Origin of the sequence: Hungatella sp. SB206 (assembly GCF_051132295.1) — a bacterium.
GTDB classification, from domain to species: Bacteria; Bacillota; Clostridia; order Lachnospirales; family Lachnospiraceae; genus Hungatella; species Hungatella effluvii.
The window spans coordinates 611,214-634,549 of record NZ_CP096603.1 but is presented as its reverse complement, the minus strand read 5'-3'; the positions used below and the strand labels follow the sequence as shown (position 1 = coordinate 634,549).

Below are 23,336 nucleotides of genomic sequence, written 5' to 3'. Positions count from 1 at the left end.
TTTTCTATTTTTACTTTCCTGTCCACAATTTTTACTGTTTCGCCAGATACTCCTTCGGCGTCTTCCCCACGTATTCCTTAAAGACTTTCAGAAAATATCCATAGTTTCTGAAACCGCACCGGGACACCACCTCTTTTAACGGAACCCCATCCCGGATCAGGCGTTTTGCCTCCTCCAGCCGTATCGTATTCAGATAATCGGTTACGGTCTGTCCCGTCTCGTCATGGAAGATACGGCTTAGATAGGAACTGCTCACGCCGATCCCATCGGCGATCATCCGCAGGCTGATGGGGCTCTTATAATGTTCCTTCTGATAGGCAATCGCATTTCGCACCATGGCAGAATAGCCTCGTTTTTTCTCCTCCTTCTCGCTAATCTCTCTCAGCACATTCCGGTAAAGGCCGGATACACTGGATACCAGCGCTTCCCTGCTCTTCACACGGGCATACTGAAACAGCATGAATTCTCTGGGGAGAAAGTCCAGTTCAATCTCATATTCCACCGATATCTTTTCGATCAGCTCCAGAAGCTCTTTCGTCACCATAATGCAGAGTCCGGCATGATCGGCAGGAATCCCGCCGTATATCTCTTCTATCAGCTGCGCCGCCGAGGCTGCGTCGTGTTCTACCGCAACGGCCAGAAGGCGTTTATGCTGGCCGATGGTCAGGGAAAGAGAGGCCTCGCTTTCCCGTTCCGGCCCCGCCTCCTCCAGCTTATGCAGCAGGAAGCTCTTCAGGGAATTGTCGTTAAAGAACAGCGGACACCGGGTAAAATCAAGGCGCAAATGGAAGATGCGGCGTACACTGTCCTGAATCAGGGCCATGATACACTCCAGCTTATTTCTTATCTCCGCCTCTGAGATAACACCATAAAACCGGGTCAGCAGGACAATGCAGTCCGGCTTTCTTAAGCAGGCCAGAGACTTTACGCCCTCCAGTCGGGCCGCCTCCGCCGCCTTTGCGACGCCCTCCAGCAGACCGCCGTCATCAAGCATGGCCGTCCGGTCCATATCCTTGATCCGGATGATAACCGCAGCCTTTCTGCTGTTATCGGAGGTGAAGGGGTTGACCCCTTCCCCGAAGATCCATTCCCGCGTCTGTCTTCTTAATTCCGCCTTAATCTCCCAGGAGGAGAGTCCCTTTAGGCGGGTCGCTATGTTTTTTAAGGTGAGCACCAGAAACTCTTCCGACAGGCGGCTCTTCAGAATATAGTCATACGCGCCGTTTTTCAGAATTTCACGGACGTAATCATAATCATCATAGCTGCTCATGGCGATGATGGCGGTTCCCGGATATTTGCGGGAAATGATCTCCGAAAGAACGATCCCGTTCTTTCCCGGCATGGAGACATCCATGAGTACGAGATCAATCTCCCGCTCCGCCAACACGGCAAGCGCCTCGTCCCCGCTTCCCGCTTCCCCGGACAGCACAAACTCCCCGGTCTCCCAGAATTTCATCTCCCGGATGCAGGTTCTGAAGACCGTCTCATCGTCAACCAGTAAAATCTTCAAGGCCATCTTTTTCACCTCCCGCTGGCAAACGCAGTTCCACGCACGTAAACATCCCCTCGCAGCTGTCTATGGTTCCGCCATATCCGTCGCCATAGATCAATTGAATCCGGTTAAACACGTTGGTAATACCAATTCTGCGAAATCCCGGTTTTCCTTTACTGGCCATATGTTGTTTCAGCTCTCCCAGCTTGTCCTCACTGATTCCCCTTCCATTGTCCATCACCTTCAAAATCACAAACCCCGCCGCTCGCGGCGGGGTTTGTGACCCTCGCGGCAGTCGCCAAATGGACGCGCCAGCGTGTCCGTTTGGCTCGTTGCTCGCGGGAATAACGGTATCCTGCTGCCTGTATATCTTCACATTGATCACTCCGTCTCCATCCATCGCCGCAATGCCATGAATCAGGGCATTTTCCACCACTGGCTGCAGCAGAAGCTTGGGCACGGGATAGCTCCACAGTTCCTCCTCCACGTCCCACAAAACGGTAAACGGCCTGCGGTACTTGAAACGCTCAATTGTCAGGTAATTTTCTATGTAATCCTTTTCCTCCCACAGTGTAATAAATTCATTGTGGTTGGAGAGAACACTCCGCAGCAACTCCGACAGCGACGCAGCCACCGCCTCAATCTCCTTCTCATCCCTGCTGTGAGCCACATACTGGATGCTGTCGATGGAATTATAGAGAAAATGCGGTTCAATCTGGGATGCCAGCACATCCTGCTGGGCCTCTCTCTTCAGCTTTTCTTTCTGCCGCACCTCGGCCATCAGCGCCTCGATCCGGTCCATCATCACGTTGAAGGTATCCGCCAGAGCGCCAATCTCATCCCTGGCCGGAATTTTCATGCGCACGCCCAGATTCCCGGAACGGACAGCCTCCATTCCGCCGGAAAGGCATTTCAAATCGGCACAGATCCGCTTCGATAGATAGGCCGCCGCCAGGAGTGCCGCCGCAGAAGCCGCCGCGCCGATCAGGAGAAATTTCGTCTTCAGTTCCTGTGCATCTTTCAGCAGCACATCTTGCGGAATCAGGCTTATAAGCGTCATGTGGCTGGTGTCGGACACATAGCGGATATAGTAATAGGGATTGCCCTTCCATTTTACGTAGCCGGCAGAGGGCGCCTTCTGACGGACCTCTTCCACCGGTCCCTGTCTCTCCTCCTCTCCGCTGTTGGTGTAGAACAGCTGTCCATCCGGCAGATACAGATAGAGGGCGACCGACCGCAGGAAGTCAATGGTGTATACGCTGGTGATAAATTCGTAATTCAGCTTTACAACAATAACTCCCCTCGTGTTCCCCTGGCAGTACGTAACAGGATGGCTGAGGAGCAGGCTTTGGCCTTCCGCATCATAGATAAGCTCCATGGAATCGCTGGACAGCGCCCGCTTCATTGCAGGAGTATCCAGCTCCCGCTTCATTACAATCCCCGATCCCGCCTGATAGATGAGTCCGTCCCCGGTAATCAGAAGAATATCCTCTATGTATTCCTTCTGCGAGAGAAAACCGGCCAGGAAGCTCTTAATCTGTTTTTTCTGCTGATACCCTTTATAGGATGCCTCCTCTCCTGCCCTGACCAGATTGGGGGAAATAAATTCCTGCGCCAGCGCAACAGACAGTACGATTTTCTTCGACTCGGACAGCATACTGTTAAATTCCCGGTCCGCAAAGGAAATATACTGTTCCGTATACCGCTCTGTCGTGGATTTAATGGTATTGATCTCCGCATAGAACGAGATGATCAGCGAGGCGACCGCGGTGCCTACCGCAATCAACAGGCTGACCGTCATGATTTTTGTTTGTATGGAATGCAGACTCATATGTATCCTCCCTCCTAGTTATGAGCACTTAGCGGGCGTCCTTTGGCCGCTTACGTGCGATACATGTCATCTCCACTTAGCGAGGTTTCTCACGAGCTTAGTGGAGTGGCTTTACCCCTGTGATCGCGGCTCACAGGTATAAGCCGCAAAAAGCTTTTGCACGCCGATAACGGGACGTGCAAAAGCTTCCGTTCTTCTATTTCTTAAATCTCTCCATAAACATCGGCATATAGATTCCCCCCTGGACGCTCCTGGCGATAAAGTGGCAGTATCGGCCGCTCACCGTATCGTACCAGTCGGAAAATGGAACCCGGCTCTCTGTGTCCCTTACATAGGCAGCCACCGGCGCGGTCAGCGCCTGAAACATCTCCTTGTCTCCCGCCATGGAAGCGCACCAGAGTATCCAGTCACTCTTCGTATAGCTGCTCCTGCTGTCCAGCGGAGTCCCATACTCCCCGCATTTTTCGACATACCATGCCAGGTCGCCGGATATAATATCACCGGAGAACAACGGATCACCGAAAAAGCGGTCCCAGACGAGATTGTATTTTAAGCTCCAGGAATCCGTGTCTCCGAACGTAAGCGCCGTGTGGCCTTTTCCACTGGCCGTTGTCTCCCAGACCGCAGCCATGGCAGCCGCCCGGCACCGGTATCTCATCGACTCACTGTCCTCTCCCAGAAGCTCCAGGATTCTGGCGTATGCCTTGATTCCCATGATCGCCTTGACGGCCAGATTCGTATTATGAGCCAGATGGCCGGCAAAATCATCGGTACAGAGCTGTTCTCCCGGGTCCGCTCCGTAGGTGAGCAGATACTCCGTCCACGTCTTAAGAAGCCCCTGATACGGCTTTGCAAACTCCGCATTTTTGTCTATTTCACAGCAGGCAGCCGTCATGATCAGCATATTTCCGCATTCCTCTACGGGCATCTGAAACTTCAGATCGTAGACATCACACGGCGGATACTGGTAATAGGGCGGAAATACGGCTCCGTTGGCCTGAAGGTACTGCTTTCCCTTTTTCTCCGGATTCAGTCCGTAGACCTGTCCCCACGCATACGGATAGCGGCCCACATCATGCGGCGCGAAGTCATACTCCCACACGTCACAGGAGGCAAAGCGGAACACCGGCCGCAGCATCCCTTTTATGTAATCCGTGCTGTACATGAGGAACAGCGGCACTGACGGATAGCTGACATCGGCGGTACCGATGCATCCGTTGGAATCATTTTCCTTGGACAGAAAAATCAGATTTCCGTCCTCGTCCTCAATCAGCTTATGGGCCGCCACCGCCTGGCGGTAGCTGAGACAGCACAGGAGCTCATAGTCCTCTCCGCCCATCTCCCTTGCCCGCTCGGTCAGGCTGCGGTCCAGAGCCTCGCTCTTTTTCAGCACATCCTCCCGCTCATCAAGGCTGGCTCCGATGGCGTCGATAATCGTGGGATATTTCTTTGTCCAATAAGCCTTTCTCCACTGGCCGAAATAGTTGATGGAGACAAGGTCGTCGTAGGCCGCCACGATTCCGCCGCTCTCCGACTCCGTTCCCAGTTCGACGATTCCATCCAGCCGCTCCTTTTCGCTGTCATAAGCAAATCGGGCCTCCGGGCCACGGCCGGCCAGATATAAGTATCCCCAGTCAATGGTCGTGTGGTCTCCGCTGTGCCCCAGTGGGGTCTGGAATGCCTTTCCCATGACGCCATATCGGAATTTCTCTGTCTGCTGCACATCGCCGTTTACCGGTCCGTCCGTAAATTTCACAAGATCGGAGGAAAAGGCAAATACCACGCGGACGCCGGCCGGCTTCTTCCGGGAAACGGTGACATCAAGATACGTGCACGGACGCGATACCAGCAGCAGATCGTCAAGCAGCAGCGGGGAGGTAAACCGTACCTGCATGGTGATCCATTCATTTTCAAACTGATATTCCGTGGACGTCGGTGTGATGGACAGCCCGGTCTGGCCGATCGTCTGACTGAATTCCGGATCACCCATAAAACAGTAAGGCGTTCCGTCAATCACGACGTAACCGCGGACCGCCTGGCGTGCTCCGCTCCAGTGGGAGGTATCGCAGTTATTTAAATGGTCGCCTCCCGACCAGATGCTGAAATATGGATCGTGTACAATCAGCGGTACACTCGCTGCTCTCTCTATTTTCATAATTAAAGTTCCCCTTTCGCTATATGGTTGCGGTATGTCTGATGATTCTGTCTTCTACCCAGTGGTCCCGGTAGTAGGTATTGCTCTCAAAACGGTCTCCGACCGCCTCCATTCTGGAATACATCTGCCTCTTTAAGTCCTCCAGCCGGCCGCGGTATTCCGGATCTCCGGCCAGATTATTCCTTTCATACGGATCATTCTCCAGATCGAATAAAAACTCCTGTTGGTCGGAGCGGTATACGGCATACTTATACCTCCGGGTCCTAAATGCCCTCCATTCCTGCCCGTCGCCCCAGGCCGCGGTAGGCCCGGTACACATCATAAGCGCGCCGTCGTCTCTGACCTCCTCTCCCTTTACCGCCATGCTGAAATCCTTTCCCTCCGCCCCCAAAGGAACGGGAAGGTCCATGAGCGACAGAAGGGTCGGCATAATATCCACCGTGTTCATGACACAGTCTCTCCTGACATGTTCCTCCAGATGTCCCGGCCACCGGATCAGCATCGGCACCCGGACTGCCTCCTCATAGAAAATATTCTTCGCCCTCCTGCCATGGGCCCCAAACAGCTCTCCGTGATCGGAGGTAAAGACGATGATGGAGTTCTCTTCCAGGCCAATGCGGCTGACCGCCTCCTTCAGACGGCCGATGTTGTCATCTAAATTGGCAGTCATGGCATAGTATACCCTCATCCATTCAGGGAGGCACTTCCTCTCCTCTTCGCTTAAGCGGGCCCACTGGTCGGCGTGCGGATCGTTTTCCGGAAGGTAATTGGGCGGATAATCGAAATCCGTATGTGCAAACCGCCTTAAGCACTCCTCGGGCACATTATCCGGTTCCCACGGATCGTGGGGCGTGCCGATGGATAAAAACAGCGCAAAGGGGGAGTCCCCACGGGCCAGCCGCTCCAGCTGCTCTATGGCCATGTCGGTCTGGGCGTCCGGCTCGTATTTGTCGTAGTAAATCTTTTCCGGACTGTCCAGATGATAGTAGGCCGTCCCCACGGAATACTCATGGCGGAAATTATAGGCTGCAAAATACCCGTTAAAGCCCAGCCGGTCCCTGCCCTTTGGAATATAGGAGTTTTTCGGATCGTAATGGTTGCCCAGCTCCGACGCATACATATGCCATTTTCCGATGTATGCGGTCTCATAGCCATTTTCATTTAACACGTCCGCAAAGGTGTGATGGTTCGGATTCATCCGGATCTCATTGATCACCATCCCCGTACTCGTCGTATATTTTCCCGTAAACAGTGAGGCGCGGTACGGCGCGCACACCGGATGGCCGCTGACCATCCGGCACATATCCGTGCTCTTCGCACACAGCGCGTCAATGTTAGGAGTCTGGGCTCTTAAGTCTCCTGCATAGCCCAGGCTGGAGTAACGAAGCTGATCTGCAAAAATGTATATCAGATTTGGCTTTTTACTTTCTCTGCTCATTGGAACCTCTTTCCTGTGTCATTTTTCAGTTCTGACTCTATTTTAACAGGATTTTTTATGGAATCCAGAACACTATTTTTACTACTTTCTCTACTATTTTGCTTCCTCCGGCGAACTGCTCTATTTCACTTCCTTCGCCATATAGGCATCGAGTCCATCCTGCTTTAACTGCAGCGCTTCGTCAATTCCCATTGACTTGATGGTCACACGGAAATTATTGAAATTATCCAGCGGCTCCGCGCCCGTGATAAATTTAAGTGTCATCTCATCGATATAGGTATTGACCGGAGTCATAATTTCACCCAGTCTCTGCTGCTCATCCTCCTCCAGCTGGTATGGCGGAAGCTGAAGGCTGCTGTCGATCTTATCATCATCCGACCATTTCATACGGATTGCCAGAGCTCCCTCACTCTTTAAGAGGTTCGCATGACACTCGACATCGGGGTAGTTGATCTTCGGCGCAAAATGTACCTTGTAAATAAAACTGGCTTCCTCTGTTCCAAACTTTGGATTGTTCAGCATGGTGTCGTTATACACCCGCTTGTCTCCCTGCCAATTCCAGTTGACACCTTCCACGCCCCAGTTGTAGAGATTGGCGCCCTCCTCCGTGTAGCCGTAATTTAAAAATTTCATGGCGGCTTCTACGTTCTGACAGTCCTTGCTGATGACCACCGTGGACTCGTGCTCCCGCGTTCTCGGCCATACATTGTATTCCTCCCAGTGGAGCTGCTGTCCCTCTTCCAGCCTGATATACGGAGCCGACACGACTTCAAAGCCCTGCCTCTCGCCGCGGTTAAAGGTGGCAACGGTTGGAGCAAGATAGGTACCGATCTGATCCGTGTCAAACAGCGTATTGGCCTCCGCGTCCTTGATGCTGCTGAAATCCTTGGAGATATAACCGCTTGAATACCACTTGTTAATCAGGGTCAGATAATCCTTAAATCCGTCCTCCAGAGGCGCACACTTGACGACGCCGTCTTTCTGGAAGAAGTTATTATCTTTATTGTAATAAACATCAAACAGACCTTCCAGCTGTACCTCATATCCAAACTTATCCAGGAGGTAAGGAGTCATTCCCTTCGCCTTGATCTTTTCAAACATGGCCTCGTAATCCGCCACCGTTTTCGGTATATCACAGTCCAGCTCGCTCAATAAGTCCTTCTTGAAGACCCATCTGCGGAAAGGCGGGTCGGCAACGGGCTTGCAGTTGTTGAAGCTCACGATATGGCCGTTGTTATCGGTGGACTCCCTGTAAAACTCTTCATTTTCCGTCAATACCTTATAGTAGTCCGGCGCATACTGAGGAACCAGCTCTGTCAGATCTTTAAACACCCCGTCTCTCATTCCCTGAAATTCACCGCCCGCATAACGATCCGCATAGGCGATGATATCGGGAAGCTTATCTCCCAGGAACAGCAGGTTAAATTCTTCCTGTTCCTGTCCGATCGCCGGATGGATAAACTCAATGTTGATCCCCAGACGTTTCATGGCCTCCTGATACGCCACATTGTCATTGTCACCGGTCACGTATTTTGACGCGCTGCTGCCAAATGGAACCCAGTAAGTCAGGGTAACCGGCTCACTGCTGTCCCCGTCTTTTCCCGCTTCCGTGGTCTCCGTACTCTTCGTCCCCTCTGTTCCTTCGTTTTTCGCTTTTTCAGTTGATGCCGCGGTACCTGCGCTCTGTGCATTTCCACATGCGGTAAGACCTAACAGAGCAGCCGCCAGTGTCAAACATACGATTTGTTTCTTTCTCATTTTTGATTACCTCCCAATCAATAATTTTAACTTTTTTACTCTTTTACAGACCCCATCATCACACCCGACATAAAGTATTTCTGCGCAAACGGATAGATAAACAGAATCGGGACCGTCGCAACCACAATCGTGGAATATTTTACGATTTCCTCCAGGAACATCGCATCCGTATCCATCATGCTGTTTCCGCCGGATGAATTGGCGATCAGAATCTCCCGCATGACAAGCTGCAGGGGAAATTTGCTCTTATCTCTCAGATAAATCATGGCATTAAACCAGGAACTCCAGTGCGCCACCGCATAGAACAGCACCATAACCGCCATCGTCGCCTTGGACAGCGGCAGGATGATCTTAAACAGAATCACGAAGTCGTTGGCGCCATCCAGCCTGGCGGACTCCTCAAGGCTGACCGGGATCGACTGAAATGACGTCTTCATAACGATTAAGTTCCATGTGGAAATGGCACCGGGAAGAACTAACGCCCAGATCGTATTATAAAGGCCCAGCCCCTTCACCAGCAGGAAATTCGGTATGAGTCCCGCATTAAAATACATGGTAAATACGATCAGCAGCGTGAGCGGCTGTTTCAGCATGAACCCTTTTCTGGACAGCGCATACGCCCCCAGAATGGTGAGAAACATGTTAATGGCCGTTCCCACCAGCACATACACAATTGTATTGAAGTAGCTCGGCAGTATATTGGGGTTCTCGATCACCACCCGGTACCCCTCCAGGGAGAATCCCAACGGCTTCAGGATCACCCCCGTGTGCCTCATCAGCTCGATGGGATCACTGAAGGACGCCATGACCACGTGCCACATGGGGTAAAGGCAGATCAGCCCCATGAGTCCCATCAGGACATATACCATAGAAATAAAGATTCTGTCTCCCGGAGATTTCTGTTTCTTCATTCCTCTCTCCTTTCCGGAAGCCCGCCCTACCACAGGCTTTCTCCTGTCGCTTTTCTGCTCAGACGATTCGCCAGCACGAGAATCAATAGGTTGACCGCCGAGTTAAACAGCCCCACCGCCGTACCATAGCTGTAATTGGTCAGTTCCAGGCCCTGGCGGTAAATATAGGTGGAAATAATATCCGCCGTGTCGTATGTAAGCGGGTTGTAAAGGAGAAATACCTTTTCAAACCCCATTGTCAGGATATTTCCGACTCTCATAATCAGCTGTACGATAATAATCGGCACCAGTCCGGGAAATGATACGTAAAGCATTCGCTGGAACCGGCTGGCCCCATCGATGGTGGCGGCCTCATATAAGCCGGGATCAATGGTGGAAAGAGTGGCCAGATAGATGATGCTTCCCCAGCCCGCCTCCTGCCAGATCCCACTTAAGACATACATCGGCCGGAACAGCTTTGCATTTGCCATCAGATTGCTTCGCTCTACACCGAAGAGGGCAAGGAAGTCATTAAAGATTCCATCCGAACGGCTGAACGTCAGGAGCAGGCTGCACATGACGACAAGCGATATGAAGTGAGGCATATAGCTGACCGTTTGCACCAGCTTCTTGTAGGGGCGGCACTGTATCTCATTAATAAGAAGCGCCAGGATAATCGGCACCGGAAAGGCCAGAATAATCTGCAGTATATTCAGAAGCAGCGTATTCCGGATCAGTCTCCACGCGTACGGCCCGGTAAAGAAATCAATAAAATACTTCATGCCTACCCATTTGCTCCCGGAAATTCCAAGCGCGGGCTTAAAATTCTGGAATGCAATGACGATTTTGCTCATGGGACCGTAGCAGAATACCGCATAGTAGATGACTACCGGAAGGAGCATCAGATAGATATAGCGGTATCGGATAAAGTCCTTTTTCAGCCTTACGGCAAATGCTTCCTCCTGCTTTCGTTTCTTTTCCCTCCTCATAATACTCCCCCTCTCATTTCCTGATCTCTCACGTTTCACTCCTCCTTTCTGCCCACAGTATAGAGGATTGCCTTCTTCCTTTCAATTTGTGATTCCGTTTCCATATGTAGCCCTGTACCAGCAAGGATATGTGCTTTTTAAGCAGTATGTCATATTCTCATCTTTTCCCTGTACTGTCCCGGCGTCACGCCCTCATATCCCTTAAACTTTCTGACAAAATTAGCAACATCGATATATCCGATCTCCGCCACGATCTCCTTGATCTGTTTATTGCTGTTCACCAGCAGTTCCCTGGCCCGGTCCATCCGGATCATGGTGACATACTGAATAAAAGAGCAGCCTGTCTCCTGCTTGAAAAACCGGCTGAGGTAATTGGAGGATACGCCGAATTCGTCTGCGACGCTCTCTAATCCCATGCTGCTGTCGCCGTAATGGCAGTTGACATAATCAAGTATTTCTGATTTGCGCTCATTGTTTCTGCTGTCCTTAAATTCGGCAAACTGGCGGCACATCTCGATCGTAAGGCCGGCCATCTTTTCGCGGAATTCCGGCAGACTCTTAAAGGTGATCAGCTTCTTTAAATCCACATTCTTCAGTTCAAAGCCCTTTAGCTGGTCCAGCGTCTTGATCGTAATATTGATGATATCGAAGCAGAGGCACTGTGTGATGACAAACGATTTCAGCGGTTCGATCTCCCCGATCATATTGTCCAGCGCCTTTAAAGCCGCCTCCTCGTTAGCCTGTTTCAGACACTGGATAAACAGGGCCTGTTCCAGAATGGGATACTGGATATTCTGTTCCTCGTAACCGATCTCCTCAAACAGAATTACCTTTTGATTTCCCAGCATATGGTAATCCGAAGCGATGGCCGCGGACTCCAAGAAAGAGCGGTTTATATCCATGACATCTTCGTAGATTCTTCCCATATAAAAGGGGATGGAAATCTCATAACGGGTCTCCAGTTCACGGCATAGGTGGTCCGCCACGGACAGACGGATATCCACATTTTTCTCACCCGCGGTCCGCTCCCCGCAGTTGACAATCACCGCGCTTCCGTTGTCCTTCAGCATGTCGAGGCCGTAGACGTGGATAAATGGCTGCATAAAACCGGCCAGAACCGTCATAATACGAAGATTTTTATCTTCCTCGAAGCTGTCCTCCACGGGAATCGGAAGCAGGATCACGAAATTATAGCGGTAGCTTAAGTTAATATTCGCCGATTTCAGCGTCGCCTCCATTTCCTCCGAGGTCTTAAACTTGCCTTTTAGAATCCGCCTCAGACAGGAGGCCACCACCATGGGCCTCTGACGGTTTAAAAGTGCGCTCAGCTCTTCATTTTTATTTTGGACATCGGTCCATTTATTTGTGATGATCTCAAATTCATTAATTCCTTCCTGCTCCTGATCTGCCATGGTGTCCTGATCCACAATTTTCTGGACCAGCTTCTGAATCGGCTTGTAGTTGCTCCGTGACAGCACGAGGGATAGCAGAATTCCACCTATAAACAGGACGGCAATCAGGAAAATATACCAGGAGGCAAACTCACTGCCCGACTGATAGAATTTCTTACTGTCCGTGATCGACACCACCGACAGCCCGGAATTTGCCGAAATCTCCCTCATAATGATGAAGGAACCTCCATCCACCCGTTCTTCTACCAGCTTCCCTCCGGTTCTTCTGTACTTTATGGCCAGATTGTCAAGCGACTCCCGGCTTAACCCGGAACAGTTCTCCTGCCCGCATTGAAACAGCGTTAAATACCGTTCATTGAAAATATAGATGGCAGAATCCGCCGTATAATACGTTTTTATCAGCTCATTTAGAGAATCGGAGCCAAACCCAAAGCCAATCGTGGCAATCGGAATATTATTCATATACGGAATCGGGTACAGAAAATAAACGATGGACGATTCTTCCCCCGCCTGCTTCTCCTCCCCAATCTTGAGAGAACGGTCATCCTTAACCGAATTTATGGTTCCGAAAAACGAAGCCTCGTTTAAGTCTCCGTACTGGTTCATGTCCTTTTCAAATTCGGAGTAAGGAATCTTCCCATCCATTGTGTAAACAGATTTATCCCCTCTTAAATAGAGAATTGGCTTCACATCATTTTCCGTGTCCCCCACGATTTCTGAATATGTCATCAGCTGAGAGGCCACCAGTCCCTCATCGATCTCCGCCCGCTCGTACCTGACATCATTTAACTGTTCCTCTATCTCACTCCCTGAGAAATGATACGCGGCGCTGTTCATCTTTTCCGTCACATAATCCAGCTTCTGGAGTACCTGCGACAACATGGCCGAATTGGATTTCTCCAGTTCTTTCCTCTCCGTCATGCGGTTTCCATAATAAAAAAACGCCCCCAACACCAGAAGCGGAATCACCCCAATAAAAATATAGGAATAAAACAGTCTCTTTCTCCAGCTCATTTTTTTCATAGTTCCCCTCCTATCCCCCCACAGCCCAATATCAGGCCAATACCGACGGAATCATATGTTCAAGCATCTTCTCTTCCAGATGCGCTGCCTCTGCCTGATATTCCGGCCAGCTTACCCGGTTATCAAACTCATGAGGATCTTTCATCAAATCGATCAATTCTCTTTTCTTTCCATTTTGACGCTGCAAATGGATGTATTTTCTCAGGCAGTCGGTTTCATCGTAGGCACATATGATTTTTCCCCATAGCCCGTGATTGCCCAGCATCTCCCCGTGGTCTGCCGTAAACAGGATGACCGCGTTGTCTCCATATCTCTCCCTGACCGCGTCCTCTAAGCCAGAATGGCCGGAATCACATGTTCGATCATCTTTTCCCGAAGCGCCGCCAGGGCTTCCTGGTATTCGGGCAGTGCGATCCGGTTTTCAAACTCGTTCGGATCTTCCCGCAGATCCAGCAGCTCTCTTCCGTGTTCCCTGCCCTTCTGTACGTGGACATACTTATATCTCCCGTCCGTGACAGCCAGATACCCCTCTCCCTCCGCAAAGGTATAATCCCGTTCCCAATCCGGATCGCTGAGCGGTCTGCCGTCGCAGACCGGTATCACGGCCCCCGCCGCCTCCAGGCACGTCGGCAGGAAGTCCACGGAGTTCACGAGCCGCCGGTCCGCCGTCCCCGTCTTTTGGCCCGGGTACTTTACCAGAAGCGGAATATGCCACACCTCGTCGTACGCGCAGTTATGTTTTCCCCACAATCCATGATCTCCCAGCATCTCCCCGTGGTCAGTGGAAAACAGGATCAGGGCATTGTCCCCGTATTTCGCTTTGACGGCTTTTATAATCTCTCCGACCTGGTCGTCGATCAGCTTTACATTTCCGCAGTAGCTTCTTCTGAGCCGGTCCCAGTATTCATCGGTATAATTTTTGCACGCATGGCCGTCAGCATGGCCGCAGCCATCGATGTTGCTGTTTGGGCCTCCAAAGTAGCTGTCGTGATGAATACGGTCTTCCCCGTCCAGTTCTCCTTCCCGCTTAATAAGCGGCGGCAGCCCGGCCATGTCCACCTGACTCAAATACTCCTCCGGCGCATCGAAGGTATAATGGGGGCCGCTGAAGGATATCCAGGCAAACAGAGGCTTTTCCTCCTCATAGCTGTGAATATACTCCACCGCCTTTCTGCCGGTCCAGGCATCCGGATGCCAGTCTGCCGGTCCAGGGAACGGGAAGACCTTCCTGTAGTCCGGATTCCACACCGCATCCCGGTATGCTTTCAAATATCCGGCCTGATCCAGCTCTTTGCTGTAATCATCGCAGAACCAGACGGATACCTGTTTGTCATCCTCCAGTTCCAGATGATCGATCCCCAGACTCTCGTAATATGCTTTGAACTCCTCATACGGCAGAGTCCGGTCCGCCCGCGTCTCCGAGTAGGGAACCGGTGCAAAATGACATTTTCCAAACACGGAAGTGCGGTAGCCGCTTTCCCTCAGCGACTGGAACAGGTTGCTGATTCCCGTATCCAGCGCGCACTTGCGGAAATTGCTGTAGGCGCCGCTGTTGTGCGGATAACGGCCTGTAAGGATCGAGCATCTGGACGGCAGGCACCAGGGGCTGACGGTATAGCAGTTCTCATAGTTTGTGCCCTCTTCCGCCAGACTGTCGATATGCGGCGTGGTAATTGCTTTCCCTCCGTAACATCCCAACGTCTTCCGGTTCAGTTCATCACAGGTAATCATCACGATCGCCGGTCTGTCTTGTCTTTCGCTTTTCTCCATCTCTGCATTTTTTTCCATATCCATCGTTACCATTCCTCCAGTCATCTGACCAATTGTATTACTGTTATCTTAACAAGGAAGAATTGCGCTTACAATTTGTAACTCCCTGTCAATATGTAGGATGCCGGTCCGTGGATATGTAGTTTAATTTCAATATGTATTCTTTGTTCCCCGCCTCCTTTGCTGTTTTGTTTCTGCAGCAAGGGATTCACTGTCGGATATCTGTGCGGCAGCTCAGGATTCCAGGGATATGGGCTCCTTTTTAGCAAGACAATTTTAAGAATACCATACTATTATTTGAAAAAGTTATTTCAAATAAAATCTTTCCGTATTTTTCCTCTTTCCCCCATATCTTTCCGTTATCCACACTCTTCATTCCCTTTTTTACGTTTTCCACATACCAGTTCACACAATTTTCAGATATTAACAATTAATCCACAGACATTTCCACATTATTGTGGATAACTTTGTCCGCCATGTCGATAAGTGGCTGAAACATTTTTTTCCATCCTTTGCAACTTTTTACTTCTCTTTCACGTCTAATTCTCTGTAATAAAAAAAACATCATATGGAGGAATATTATGAAGAAGAAATTATTAATCATCGCAGCTGTCCTGGTATTCGCATTATCTGCGGCCGCATGCTCATCGAAAAAGGAAGCTGCTGCCCCGACTACATCTGCAAAGACGGAAACTTCCGCCAGCACAACCACCAGGGACGAATCCGGTGCTGCCGATTCCGGCTCCGATTCCACAGGAGATTCCCAGAACAGCGAAGGTACTGTAACCGGAGTTGTAGAGGAAAACAAAGGCTTTATGATTACCATTGTTGCGGAAGAAGGCGAGGAAGCGTACGTCTTCCCACTGGATGAAACACAGAGTGAAGAGTACAAAGATATCAAGTCAGGAGATAAAATAACCGTGAGCTATACCAACGGACTGCCCACCCCGGACAACCTCGATACCGTTGTCACCGATATTCAGCCTGCAAAATAAACGGATTTTCCAGAACAGAGTTAATGCTCCGCCAACCGGTTTTACTGCCGGAAGGGCGGAGCATTCGTTTTATTCCATGAAAAGTAAATTAATAACAGTCTTTCTCCCCGTCCTGTTAAAATCCGTAGTGACTTAATGGCCAAAAAGTATTATACTTAATTTATCATATCGAACGATACCTAAAGATCAATAAAAATGGAGAATCACAATGACTCATTCCCTTTATTACAAGTTTATTCTCGGCTACCTGGTATTCGGCCTTTTAGGTTTTGCCTCAATTGCCACCCTGTCTTCCCGAATGACGGAGCGCTACCTGATCCGCGAACAGGCTGATTCGCTGTACGATGAAGCCAATCAGATCGCCTCCACCTACAGCGGTATGTATCATGGAAAAGACATGGATCTGATCTCATCCTACCCTCAGCTGGTGGGATCCGCCCATTACCTTCACGCCCAGATCTGGATCATCGACCGCCAGGGAAAGATTGTGGTGGACAGCGACCAGTCAGAGCGGACCGGCCGGGTCATCGACCGCTTCGATCCCACGGCGGCCGGCAACAAGTCGTATACCATCGGCACATTCTATGACCAGTTCACCTATGATGTACTGAGTGTCCACGCCCCCATTACCGGGAATTACACGACTTACGGCTATGTGGTCATCCATATGCCGCTCTCTGTTCTGCAGAATACGAGAGATGGCATTTTGAATATTGTATACATTACACTCGCCGTGGTATTCGGCCTCTCCCTGATCATCCTTCTCGTCTTTACAAAGACGGTATACTTCCCGCTGAAAAAGATCACGGCGGGCGCCAACGAATACGCTCAGGGGAATTTAACGTACCACATTGATGTGAATACCAGAGACGAGATGGGATATTTAGCGGCCACCTTAAACTATATGTCGGATGAGCTGAACAAGATGGAGGAATACCAGAAGACATTTATCGCCAATGTGTCTCATGATTTCCGCTCCCCGCTGACATCCATCAAAGGGTACTTGGAGGCCATTCTGGATGGCACCATCCCTCCTGAGATGTATGAAAAGTATTTAACACGGGTGATTACAGAGACCGAGCGGTTAAACAAGCTGACGCAGGGAATGCTGACGCTGAACACGCTGGACAGCAAGGGCTATTTAAACCGGACGAATTTCGACATCAACCGGGTAATCAAGGATACGGCGGCATCCTTTGAGGGAACGTGTGAGGAGAAGAATATCAACTTCGACCTGACCTTCTCCAACAATATTCAGATGGTTTACGCCGATCTCGGAAAGATTCAGCAGGTCATGTACAACCTGATCGACAATGCCATCAAATTCAGCCACCATGATTCCACCATCTACATCCAGGCTTCCGGGAAATACGAAAAGATCTTTATCTCCGTAAAGGACACCGGAATCGGTATCCCGAAGGACAGCATAAAGAAAATATGGGAACGTTTTTACAAATCTGATTTATCACGCGGAAAAGATAAGAAGGGAACCGGCCTTGGCCTGGCGATCGTAAAGGAGATCATCCAGTCTCACGGTGAAAACATTGATGTAGTCAGCACAGAGGGCGTTGGAACAGAATTTATATTCAGCCTTCCGAAATCTACTATTCTTTAATAAAACAGAAAAAAAGGAGGGCTGAATGACTCAGCCTTCCTTTCTGTTTATCTTACCTGTTCTTATCCTGTACACGCTGTCATACTTACTCTTTCCAATGCAGATGGTGCAGCTGCCCCCGCATGGTCATCTTCTCAAAACCGTTCTGTCTAAGCGCCTCATACAGCACAATCGACACCGAGTTTGACAGGTTCAGCGAACGTATGTCTCCCCACATGGGAATCCTCACACACTGCTCCTGATTCTCCAGGAGAATATCCTCCGGAATTCCAGCGCTCTCTTTCCCGAACATCAGGAAACAGTCCGGCTCATACTCCACATCTGAATAAACATGAAGCCCCTTCGTCGTAGCCATATAAATCTTTGCTCCCGGATTCCTGTCCAGGAAATCCTGGTAATCACAGTAAACCGTCACATCCAGCTTATCCCAGTAGTCCAGTCCGGCCCTCTTGATCAGCTTGTCATTCAGTTTAAATCCCAGCGGCTCGATGAGATGAAGCTTCGTCCCCGTGGCCACACAGGTTCTTCCGATATTGCCGGTATTGGCCGGCATCTCTGGTTCCAGTAATACAACGTTCATAATGATTCTATGCCTTTCCGTCCAGTCTCTTTACAAAGCGTTCCATACGTCCCAGCGCCTCTTTTAAGCTCTTTAAGGAGTATGCATAGGAAACACGCAGATATCCCTCGCCGCAGTCGCCGAACGCCGTTCCGGGAACGACGGCCACCTTCTCCTCCTGGAGAAGCCTTGTAGCGAACTCATCGGAGGTCATGCCGAAACGCTTAATGCTGGGGAATGCGTAAAATGCGCCGTTTGGCTCAAAGCATTCCAGTCCCATCTCCTTAAACGCGTTCATGAGAAAACGGCGTCTCTGGTCGTATGACTCTCTCATCATCTGCACGTCCTTGTCCCCGTCCCGCAGAGCCGCGATGGCAGCATACTGGCTGGTGGTCGGCGCGCACATGATGGCGAACTGGTGAATCTTCAACATCTGTTCCAGAATAACAGCCGGTGCAGCCAGATAGCCGAGACGCCAGCCCGTCATGGCATAAGCCTTTGAAAATCCGTTAATCAGCACAGTACGCTCTTTAAGGCCCGGGAAGGAGGCGATGGTGGTATGCTCCATTCCATACGTCAGCTCCCCGTATATCTCATCTGTCAGTACAAAAAGATCCTTCTCGATGACGATCTCCGCGATAACAGCCAGCTCCTCCGCTGTCATTACCGCGCCGGTTGGATTGTTCGGGAACGGCAGAACGAGAATCTTAGACTTCGGGGTGATATACGAAAGCAGTTTTTCCTTTGTCAGCTTAAAGTTATCCTTTTCCTCCAGCGGAATCGGAACCGGCACACCGCCCGCCAGAATGGTGCACGGCACATAGGAGACGAAACAGGGCTGCGGAATCAGCACTTCGTCGCCCGGATCCAGCATAGCGCGCAGAGCCACGTCAATGGCTTCGCTGCCGCCCACCGTCACCAACACCTCATGGTCCGGATCGTATGTAACATCAAAGCGTCTCTTTAAGTAGCTGCTGATCTCAACCTTCAATTCCCTCAAACCGGCGTTGGACGTATAGAATGTGCGCCCTTTCTCCAGAGAATAGATTCCCTCTTCCCTGATATGCCACGGAGTCTCGAAGTCCGGTTCACCGACGCCCAGGGAGATCGCGTCTTTCATTTCACTTACAATGTCAAAAAATTTACGGATTCCTGATGGCGGAATTTCTACGATTTTTTCAGATAATGGGTTTCTCACGGGGTAATCAACATCCTTTCATCCTGCGTCTCTTCAGCGAGTACGGTGCCATGATCCTTGTATTTTTTAAGTACAAAGTGAGTTGCTGTGCTTAATACGGAATCCATCGGGGAGAGCTTCTCCGAGACAAACTGCGCTACCTGTCTCATGGTCCTTCCCTCGATAAACACGGTAAAGTCATACGCGCCTGACATCAGATAAACCGCTTCCACCTCGCTGTACTGATAGATGCGCTCCGCAATCTTGTCGAATCCCATGCCTCTCTGCGGTGTTACCTTAACTTCGATTAAGGCAACCACTTTTTCATCACTGGTATTGTCCCAGTTAATCAGGGTATGGTAACCGCAGATGATATGCTCTTTTTCCATCTCGGCGATCTCATTGGCGACCGCGGCCTCACTTTCCCCTAAAAGAACCGCCAGATCCTTCAAGTCGATTCTGCTGTTTTTTTCAATAACCGCCAATATCTTCTCTCTCATAACCTTACCTCCTGATTAAAATGATTTATTATAATGATTGCTTATAATACTTTATGAATCTCATCCTCCGCGGGCCGGTCTAAGTAACCGGAGCTTTCTCCGTGGCGGATAATTCTTCCGATTCCTTCCGTCACCCGTCCAATCACCGCGGCGTGGATTCCTTCCCGTTCCAGGGCCAGAACCATCTCACCGCCGTTGTCTGTGACAAAGAGCAGGCAGCCATCTGAATAAAGCCGATACGGGTTTAAATCGTACCGCTCGCAGACCTCAATTGTCTCCTGTTTGACAGGAATCTGGCGCAGTGAAAATTCGATGCCCGTCATGTATGCCCCGGATAAATTCCAGAGGGCGGAAAGTATTCCGCCCTCCCCTGCCGGTTCACACTCCGTGGCTCCCAATGCTTTCCACCGTTCCAGATTCCCACTCAGTATTCCATCTTCATTTTCCATAATCCGATCTAAGTAGCCTTTTGTAAACCACTGAAGCAGCTCTTCGCGCTTCTGCCTCACGATCGCAATCGTACCGGCATATCCCGCGTACCCTGCCACCACCAGATTCTGTCCCGGCCGCATAAGGCCGGTGTTATCTCTTTCAATTTTTCTCATACCGGACTCCCGTTACCCGGCAGGAGCCGGATCAACTGCTTCAGGTACTGGTACAGGGGCTGCCGCTGCTTCTGGCGCCGGAGATGAATCTGGAGCCGGAGACGGACTCTGCGTCCCTGCTTCCGGCAGAGTCACGCCCGGTCCTCCGTCCTCGCCTTCCACCGGTGCCGGCGGCGTCTCTGGTGTCGGTGTCTCCACCGGCACTGTCGTCTCCTCCGGAAGCGGTACCGTCACAGCAGGAGCTGCCGGACCGACCTTCACAATCGCCTTGGACGCATTATATGTGTCTGTATGCAGAATCTCCTTGCTCTGCTCTACTCCGTCAATATAGACGTATTTCCACAGTCTGGACTTATAGCCCCTGTGAGCAGACTGCACCTGTTTTCTGGCGCCCGGCGCCATGGTCGGATCCACCTCTTCCTTTGGCGGTCCCGGATCCACCGTTCCAAGGGTCTCGGACACAAACTTAAATGTCCGGTTGGCAGGTCTCGTCTCTTTCCCATAGATGGTAAAGGTCAGCGTTTTCCCTGACGTATAGCCCTCCACGTAAATCGGAGTGCCGTAGTTATTTGTAATCTTCAAATCCTTATAAGTACCGGCGATAGCCGCGTCTTCCGAGGGTTTTACATACGTAACGATCATCGAGTGGTTCTGTCTCTGCGTAATCTCCAGTTCTGCGCGGAGAGACGCGTTGTAAAGCGTCGTGGAAATCTGGCATACGCCGCCTCCCACACTGTCAACCACCTGACCGTTTTCATAAGCGGCCGCAGTGGCATAGCCGTTGGCTGTCGTAAACGGATGCATGCATTCGTAACCGGACAGCGTCTCGCCCGGCATCAGCACATGGCCATTGATCTTGCCCGCTCCCACCCGTAGATTGGTGGCACGGGAATTACCGCTGCTGGAGAAATCCGTGGAAAAGGTTCCCAACACATCCTGAATCGTTGAAAGCGCTTCCGTTGTAATGTTGGGCTGAGCCTCCGTCACTGCTGCAGTCACTGTCACCGGTTCCTTAAGGCCTCCGGAGATCGCCTCATCGAGGGCTGCTTTCGTCGCCCCTGCATCCACACTCTTTCCAACCACGGCGGGAGTTACGACAAACGCCCCATTCTCTCTCGTGATCGACGCATCCTTTGGCTCTGCTACGACAGAAGCACATTTTTCCTCTACGAATGCCGCCACCTTACCATCGTCAAAAGCTGTCTCCAATGGAATAACGACATGGTTATGTTCGATGTCTTTCAAGTTTAAATAACGGTGGATTAAATTCCCTCCTGTTACGGATGCCGCGGCCTGGTTTACTGCGTCGGTATTGGACCAGTGAAAGCCCAGTTCCTTCGCCGTAGTATCCACGGACTCTCCATCCACTACCAGCGTAATCTTCTGATTCTCCATCTCGCCCACAAGGCTCTGGATCTTTTCGCTGGCTTCCTCTTCTGTCATTCCCCCCAGACTGTATTCTCCTACATAGAGACCCTCCGGAAGGGTATCAGCCCGCGACGGTGCCGGAAAGGCCAATGTAAGTCCCACCGCCAGCGCCATGGCCGCAAGGCCTGTTGCCAAGTTTTCGTTTTTCATAATCATTCCTCAATTTTCAAGTTACTGCCTGCTGCTTCCTTCTCCTAGCGGACCAGCATCATCGGCAGTACCATAGCTACGATCAGCAGAATTACCACTGCGATAAGGACTATGGAAACTACCTTCCTGTTTTTTTTATCGTTAAAGTTAATCATGATATTCACCTCTCTTATATTCTTCCGTACTGTGCTATGATTTTATCCGTAATTCTGGAGATTTCATTGCGGGTTAAGTGGTCAATTTGCACAGTTAAGCCTATTTTATGATATTTTATTAAATCCTGCAAGTGTTCTTTTTGCCTTTTTGAGGCTGGCTGCTCCTTTTTTACCCTATAAATAAGATTTTCTTCGGAAAATACGTCCGGGCGCTCCTTTCCGTACCTCTTTTTCATCGCCTGATAAAGCTGGTGCGCCGCCATGGCGTCGGCCATGGCGCGGTGCGTTTCCTTCTGTTCCACCCCAAACCACCCGCAGGCCGCCTTTAAATTCTTCTTCTCATCCTCCGGCATAAACAGCCGGGCAAGTGTCAGCGTATCGATGCCGGCCCGGGCAAATTCTTCTCCCTGATTGACCGCCGCCCTCTTTAAGAAACTGTAATCGAAAATAATCCGGTGCCCCAGAAGCGGCAGTTCCCCTGCAAAGTTCAAAAAGCCGGGAAGCACCGCATCGATTCCCCGTGCATCTGCGACATCCCGGTCACGGATTCCCGTCAGTGACTTCGTCCTCGCCTCCAGCAGACGGTACGGGTTTACAAACGACTCAAAATCCGCCGTTATCTCGCCCGCCTCGACCCGCACAGCCCCTATTTCTATAATTTTATCCCGTTTCGGATCCAGCCCTGTCGTCTCCAAATCCACTGCCACATAGGAATTTACCATCTTATCCCCCTACTGATCCGCACTGGGACAGTACTCCCGAAGGAAGCATTCCTTACACTTCGGGCTTCGCGCAAAACAGATACTCCGTCCCAGCGTGATAATCTGGATATTCCAGAGAATCCAGTGCTCTTTCGGCAGTACCTTCATAAGCTCCATCTCGATCTTCTCCGGATCCTCCGCCTTCGCAAATCCCAGCTTTCTGGATATCCGCTTTACATGAGTATCCACCACGATACTCGGCTCATTGTAAATATTTCCCCGGATGACGTTCGCCGTCTTCCTGCCCACGCCCGCCAGGCTGGTCAGTTCCTCCATGGTTCCCGGCACCTCGCCGCCAAACCGCGTAACCAGATCCCGGCAGCAGGAGATAATATTCTTCGCCTTCATGTGGTAAAAGCCGATGGAGTGGATATCATTCTCCAGCTCCTTTAAATCCGCATTCGCAAATTTCTCTATGGAATCATACTTTTTAAATAAATCCGCCGTCACGATATTTACTCTGGCGTCCGTGCACTGCGCACTCATAATAACCGCAATCAACAGCTGCCACGGGGTCTCGTGGTTCAAATAGCAGACGTATTCCGTTCCGTATTCCTGGTCAAGGGCCGCCAGCACATGATCCACACGCGCCTTAAGTTCCGCTTTTGTCTCTCTCTTTGCCATATTCATCTC

The 23,336-nt window shown here is 50.7% G+C and carries 20 protein-coding genes; 2 read left to right on the top strand and 18 right to left on the bottom strand.

Annotated features, from left to right (window positions below):
* Positions 1 to 31: 31 nt before the first annotated feature.
* The 10 genes from M1L66_RS02945 to M1L66_RS02900 all read right to left on the bottom strand — a co-directional run bounded on the left by M1L66_RS02945 (position 32) and on the right by M1L66_RS02900 (position 14,782).
* On the bottom strand, positions 32 to 1,516 hold the full coding sequence (locus M1L66_RS02945) for a helix-turn-helix domain-containing protein (protein WP_187022694.1): 1,485 nt from the start codon (positions 1,514 to 1,516) through the stop codon (positions 32 to 34).
* The gene (locus M1L66_RS02940; RefSeq protein ID WP_434690713.1) at positions 1,491 to 3,323 is read right to left on the bottom strand and encodes a sensor histidine kinase; all 1,833 of its coding nucleotides are present in this window, start codon (positions 3,321 to 3,323) and stop codon (positions 1,491 to 1,493) included. Before M1L66_RS02940 ends, M1L66_RS02945 begins: the two co-directional genes overlap by 26 nt.
* A gap of 196 nt (positions 3,324 to 3,519) precedes the next feature.
* Entirely contained in the window at positions 3,520 to 5,478 is a 1,959-nt protein-coding gene (locus M1L66_RS02935; RefSeq protein ID WP_434690710.1) for a glutaminase domain-containing protein, read from the bottom strand.
* A gap of 19 nt (positions 5,479 to 5,497) precedes the next feature.
* Positions 5,498 to 6,916: a sulfatase-like hydrolase/transferase gene (locus tag M1L66_RS02930; RefSeq protein ID WP_434690707.1), complete on the bottom strand. Its 1,419-nt coding sequence runs from the start codon at positions 6,914 to 6,916 to the stop codon at positions 5,498 to 5,500.
* 120 nt (positions 6,917 to 7,036) lie between these two features.
* Entirely contained in the window at positions 7,037 to 8,674 is a 1,638-nt protein-coding gene (locus M1L66_RS02925; protein ID WP_434690704.1) for an extracellular solute-binding protein, read from the bottom strand.
* 35 nt (positions 8,675 to 8,709) lie between these two features.
* Positions 8,710 to 9,585: a carbohydrate ABC transporter permease gene (locus M1L66_RS02920; RefSeq protein WP_434690702.1), complete on the bottom strand. Its 876-nt coding sequence runs from the start codon at positions 9,583 to 9,585 to the stop codon at positions 8,710 to 8,712.
* Between the two features lie 26 nt (positions 9,586 to 9,611).
* The gene (locus M1L66_RS02915; protein WP_002601943.1) at positions 9,612 to 10,553 is read right to left on the bottom strand and encodes an ABC transporter permease; all 942 of its coding nucleotides are present in this window, start codon (positions 10,551 to 10,553) and stop codon (positions 9,612 to 9,614) included.
* Positions 10,554 to 10,702: 149 nt separating this feature from the next.
* Positions 10,703 to 12,988 carry a helix-turn-helix domain-containing protein gene (locus M1L66_RS02910; RefSeq protein ID WP_434690699.1) on the bottom strand — a complete coding sequence of 762 codons (2,286 nt, stop codon included), beginning with the start codon at positions 12,986 to 12,988 and terminating at the stop codon, positions 10,703 to 10,705.
* A 31-nt stretch (positions 12,989 to 13,019) separates the two neighbouring features.
* Complete coding sequence (locus M1L66_RS02905; protein WP_434690696.1) at positions 13,020 to 13,253, bottom strand: hypothetical protein; 234 nt, start codon at positions 13,251 to 13,253, stop codon at positions 13,020 to 13,022.
* Positions 13,254 to 13,318: 65 nt separating this feature from the next.
* Positions 13,319 to 14,782, bottom strand: coding sequence for a sulfatase family protein (locus M1L66_RS02900; RefSeq protein WP_434690694.1), 1,464 nt, complete (start codon positions 14,780 to 14,782; stop codon positions 13,319 to 13,321).
* Between the two features lie 557 nt (positions 14,783 to 15,339).
* On the opposite strand from M1L66_RS02900, the gene M1L66_RS02895 reads away from it, so the two are divergent.
* Positions 15,340 to 15,753 (top strand): entericidin EcnAB, encoded by a 414-nt coding sequence (locus M1L66_RS02895; protein ID WP_187022703.1) that lies wholly within the window; start codon positions 15,340 to 15,342, stop codon positions 15,751 to 15,753.
* Positions 15,754 to 15,961: 208 nt separating this feature from the next.
* Positions 15,962 to 17,368: an ATP-binding protein gene (locus M1L66_RS02890; protein WP_434690690.1), complete on the top strand. Its 1,407-nt coding sequence runs from the start codon at positions 15,962 to 15,964 to the stop codon at positions 17,366 to 17,368.
* Between the two features lie 85 nt (positions 17,369 to 17,453).
* Here the strand turns inward: M1L66_RS02890 and trmL are convergent, their stop codons facing one another.
* The 8 genes from trmL to nth are packed head-to-tail and all read right to left on the bottom strand — an operon-like array spanning position 17,454 to position 23,327.
* Positions 17,454 to 17,951, bottom strand: coding sequence for a tRNA (uridine(34)/cytosine(34)/5-carboxymethylaminomethyluridine(34)-2'-O)-methyltransferase TrmL (gene trmL / locus M1L66_RS02885; RefSeq protein ID WP_187022725.1), 498 nt, complete (start codon positions 17,949 to 17,951; stop codon positions 17,454 to 17,456).
* A gap of 4 nt (positions 17,952 to 17,955) precedes the next feature.
* A complete protein-coding gene (locus M1L66_RS02880) occupies positions 17,956 to 19,125 on the bottom strand; it encodes an aminotransferase class I/II-fold pyridoxal phosphate-dependent enzyme (protein WP_187022704.1) in 1,170 nt (389 codons plus the stop codon).
* Positions 19,122 to 19,604 (bottom strand): Lrp/AsnC family transcriptional regulator, encoded by a 483-nt coding sequence (locus tag M1L66_RS02875; RefSeq protein ID WP_187022705.1) that lies wholly within the window; start codon positions 19,602 to 19,604, stop codon positions 19,122 to 19,124. The genes M1L66_RS02880 and M1L66_RS02875 overlap by 4 nt, the downstream gene beginning before the upstream one ends.
* A 41-nt stretch (positions 19,605 to 19,645) precedes the next feature.
* Positions 19,646 to 20,209 carry an AIR synthase-related protein gene (locus M1L66_RS02870; protein WP_434690688.1) on the bottom strand — a complete coding sequence of 188 codons (564 nt, stop codon included), beginning with the start codon at positions 20,207 to 20,209 and terminating at the stop codon, positions 19,646 to 19,648.
* Between the two features lie 12 nt (positions 20,210 to 20,221).
* A complete protein-coding gene (locus tag M1L66_RS02865) occupies positions 20,222 to 21,787 on the bottom strand; it encodes a VanW family protein (RefSeq protein ID WP_434690685.1) in 1,566 nt (521 codons plus the stop codon).
* Positions 21,788 to 21,831: 44 nt separating this feature from the next.
* Positions 21,832 to 21,942, bottom strand: coding sequence for a hypothetical protein (locus M1L66_RS02860; RefSeq protein ID WP_002601954.1), 111 nt, complete (start codon positions 21,940 to 21,942; stop codon positions 21,832 to 21,834).
* 14 nt (positions 21,943 to 21,956) lie between these two features.
* On the bottom strand, positions 21,957 to 22,664 hold the full coding sequence (locus M1L66_RS02855; RefSeq protein ID WP_002601955.1) for a 3'-5' exonuclease: 708 nt from the start codon (positions 22,662 to 22,664) through the stop codon (positions 21,957 to 21,959).
* 9 nt (positions 22,665 to 22,673) lie between these two features.
* Positions 22,674 to 23,327, bottom strand: coding sequence for an endonuclease III (gene nth / locus M1L66_RS02850; protein ID WP_187022707.1), 654 nt, complete (start codon positions 23,325 to 23,327; stop codon positions 22,674 to 22,676).
* Positions 23,328 to 23,336 lie beyond the last annotated feature (9 nt).

Excerpts from the sequence above, each read along its gene's own strand:
- M1L66_RS02945 (WP_187022694.1), bottom strand. The coding sequence starts at position 1,516 with ATGGCCTTGAAGATTTTACTGGTTGACGATGAGACGGTCTTCAGAACC.
- M1L66_RS02940 (WP_434690713.1), bottom strand. The coding sequence starts at position 3,323 with ATGAGTCTGCATTCCATACAAACAAAAATCATGACGGTCAGCCTGTTG.
- M1L66_RS02935 (WP_434690710.1), bottom strand. The coding sequence starts at position 5,478 with ATGAAAATAGAGAGAGCAGCGAGTGTACCGCTGATTGTACACGATCCA.
- M1L66_RS02930 (WP_434690707.1), bottom strand. The coding sequence starts at position 6,916 with ATGAGCAGAGAAAGTAAAAAGCCAAATCTGATATACATTTTTGCAGAT.
- M1L66_RS02925 (WP_434690704.1), bottom strand. The coding sequence starts at position 8,674 with ATGAGAAAGAAACAAATCGTATGTTTGACACTGGCGGCTGCTCTGTTA.
- M1L66_RS02920 (WP_434690702.1), bottom strand. The coding sequence starts at position 9,585 with ATGAAGAAACAGAAATCTCCGGGAGACAGAATCTTTATTTCTATGGTA.
- M1L66_RS02915 (WP_002601943.1), bottom strand. The coding sequence starts at position 10,553 with ATGAGGAGGGAAAAGAAACGAAAGCAGGAGGAAGCATTTGCCGTAAGG.
- M1L66_RS02910 (WP_434690699.1), bottom strand. The coding sequence starts at position 12,988 with ATGAAAAAAATGAGCTGGAGAAAGAGACTGTTTTATTCCTATATTTTT.
- M1L66_RS02905 (WP_434690696.1), bottom strand. The coding sequence starts at position 13,253 with ATGCTGGGCAATCACGGGCTATGGGGAAAAATCATATGTGCCTACGAT.
- M1L66_RS02900 (WP_434690694.1), bottom strand. The coding sequence starts at position 14,782 with ATGGATATGGAAAAAAATGCAGAGATGGAGAAAAGCGAAAGACAAGAC.
- M1L66_RS02895 (WP_187022703.1), top strand. The coding sequence starts at position 15,340 with ATGAAGAAGAAATTATTAATCATCGCAGCTGTCCTGGTATTCGCATTA.
- M1L66_RS02890 (WP_434690690.1), top strand. The coding sequence starts at position 15,962 with ATGACTCATTCCCTTTATTACAAGTTTATTCTCGGCTACCTGGTATTC.
- M1L66_RS02875 (WP_187022705.1), bottom strand. The coding sequence starts at position 19,604 with ATGAGAGAGAAGATATTGGCGGTTATTGAAAAAAACAGCAGAATCGAC.
- M1L66_RS02870 (WP_434690688.1), bottom strand. The coding sequence starts at position 20,209 with ATGAGAAAAATTGAAAGAGATAACACCGGCCTTATGCGGCCGGGACAG.
- M1L66_RS02865 (WP_434690685.1), bottom strand. The coding sequence starts at position 21,787 with ATGAAAAACGAAAACTTGGCAACAGGCCTTGCGGCCATGGCGCTGGCG.
- M1L66_RS02860 (WP_002601954.1), bottom strand. The coding sequence starts at position 21,942 with ATGATTAACTTTAACGATAAAAAAAACAGGAAGGTAGTTTCCATAGTC.
- M1L66_RS02855 (WP_002601955.1), bottom strand. The coding sequence starts at position 22,664 with ATGGTAAATTCCTATGTGGCAGTGGATTTGGAGACGACAGGGCTGGAT.
- nth (WP_187022707.1), bottom strand. The coding sequence starts at position 23,327 with ATGGCAAAGAGAGAGACAAAAGCGGAACTTAAGGCGCGTGTGGATCAT.